The sequence below is a fragment of the Micromonospora sp. KC207 genome, assembly GCF_004348615.1.
GTDB lineage: Bacteria > Actinomycetota > Actinomycetes > Mycobacteriales > Micromonosporaceae > Micromonospora.
The window spans coordinates 1-2,428 of sequence record NZ_SMKJ01000516.1; the positions used below are offsets into that span (position 1 = coordinate 1).

The window sequence follows — 2,428 nt, forward strand, 5'->3', positions numbered from 1 at the left end:
ACCCGACACAGACTCGCCATCAACCACCGCCGTCAAACCACGCAAAAAATCCGACCGGCTGGCACCACACACCACAGCCCGATGCTCAAACACCGAACGCCCGGCAGCCAACGAAAAACCCACATCCACCGGAGCCACCCCGGAGTCGGCCACATAGGACGCCAGCCGCTCCGCCTGAGCCCGCAGCGCCGCCGCACTACGGCCCGACACCACCCACGGCACGGCACCATCCCACGGCCTGCCGGTCGCCGGCTCCACGGCGTGTGCCGGGGCCTCCTCGACGATCACGTGGGCGTTGGTGCCGGAAATACCGAACGACGACACCCCCGCCCGCCGCACCCGACCCACAGACGACGGCCACGGCCGAGCATCGGCCAACAACTCCACCGCACCAACAGACCAATCCACCACCGACGAGGGGGTGCCGACGTGCAGGGTGCGCGGTAGTTCGCTGTGCCGCAGCGCCATCACCATCTTGATCACACCAGCCACCCCAGCAGCCGCCTGGGTGTGCCCGAGGTTCGACTTCAACGACCCCAACCACAACGGACGCTCCCGACCCTGCCCATACGTGGCCAACAACGCCTGCACCTCGATCGGATCACCCAACCGCGTCCCGGTCCCGTGACCCTCGACCGCATCCACCGCATCCACCGGCAGCCGCGCATCCGCCAACGCCGCCCGAATCACCGCCTGCTGCGCCAACCCACTCGGCGCCGTCATGCCGTTGGACGCACCGTCCTGGTTAACCGCCGAACCACGCACCACCGCAAGAACCTCATGACCGTTGCGCTGAGCATCAGACAGCCGCTCCAACAGCAGCACCCCGACACCCTCCGCGCAGCCCACGCCGTCGGCGCCGTCCGCGTACGACTTGCACCGGCCGTCAGGGGCCATTCCGCGCTGTTCACTGAAGTACACGAACATGTCCGGCCGGGCCATCACGGTGACGCCGCCGGCCAGCGCCAGCGAACACTCCCCCCGCCGCAACGCACCCACCGCCACATGCAACGCCACCAACGACGACGAACACGCCGTATCCACCGTCACCGCCGGCCCCACCAACCCCAACGCGTACGCCACCCGGCCGGAGACCAGGCCGCCGTCGCTGCTGGTCGCCACGTAGTCGTGGGACATCACCCCGGCGAACACCCCGGTGGCGGTGTCCCGCAGGGTGGCGGGCACGATCCCGGCCCGCTCCACCGCCTCCCAGCACGCGGTCAGGAAGAGCCGCTGCTGCGGATCGGTGGTCAGGGCCTCGCGCGGGGAGATGCCGAAGAACTCCGGGTCGAAGTCGGCCGCGCCGTCCAGGAAGCCACCGTGGCGGGTACAGGTGCGGCCGGGTTGGCCGGGCTCCGGGTGGTACAGCGTCTCGATGGGCCAACCTCGATCGTTGGGGAATTCGCCCACCGCGTCGCCCCCGTCGGCGACCAGCCGCCAGAGGTCCTCCGGAGACTGGACGCCGCCCGGGTAGCGGCAGGCCATGCCGACCACGGCCACCGGCTCCCGGGCCGCCTCGGTCAGCCGGTCGAGTTCGCGCCGCAGCCGTTCGTTGTCGAGGACCGACTGCCGTAGCGCCCCGACGATCTGCTCGGTGGAGACCTCGTCGCTCACGCCGACTCCTCCCCGTCGCCGTACACGGACCGGACCAGCGCCGCGACGTCCATCCCGGCGACCTTGTCCCGGATGGCCAGCTCCTCGGCGTCGGGTTGGGCGTGTGCGGCGACCGGGTCGGGCTCGGGCTCCGGCAGCAGCTCGGCCAGCAGGTACCGGGCCAGTGGCGTGGCGGACGAGTAGTCGAAGATCAACGTGGCGGGCAGCCGGAGCCCGGTCCGCGTACCCAACCGGTTGCGCAGCTCCAGGGCGGCGAGCGAGTCCACGCCGAGGTCGACGAACGCCTTGTCGGGGTCGACCGCGCCCGGGTCGTCGTAGCCGAGGACCGCGGCGGCCTGGCCGCGTACCAGGTCGAGCATGGCGCCGACCCGCTCGGCACCGTCGAGACCGGCCAGCAGCCCGGCCAGGTCGGCGTCCTCGTCCGGCACCGCCACGCCGCCCTCAACCGCCGGCTCGCCGGCCACCGGCCGGGTGACGGACGACTCACCGGTCATCGAACGCAGCAAGGCCGGCAGTGCGGTACCGGCGCGCAACGCGGCGGTGTCCAGCGCGAGCGGCACGAGTACCGGATCGGCCGCGCCCATTGCCGCGTCGAACAGCGCCAGGCCGGCCGCAGCGGGCAGTGGCACCGCGCCGGCGCGGCCCAGTACCCGCGCGTCCACCAGCTCCTCGACGCCTTCCCAGGGTCCCCAGGCGAGCGACGTGGCGGGCAGTCCGGCCGCCCGGCGGTGCTCGGCCAGCGCGTCGAGGAACGTGTTCGCCGCCGCGTAGTTGGCCTGCCCGGCCGCCAGCACCAGACCACCGGCCGAGGAGA

Annotated in this window: 1 protein-coding gene and 1 pseudogene; both read right to left on the reverse strand. The window is 72.0% G+C overall.

Annotated elements, in window-relative coordinates:
* Positions 1–1,605 (reverse strand): annotated as a pseudogene (locus tag E1258_RS32000) (type I polyketide synthase); the annotation flags it as partial.
* 5 nt (positions 1,606–1,610) lie between these two features.
* The coding region (locus tag E1258_RS32005) for a beta-ketoacyl reductase (RefSeq protein ID WP_132407638.1) at positions 1,611–2,428 on the reverse strand (818 nt) is incomplete at its 5' end.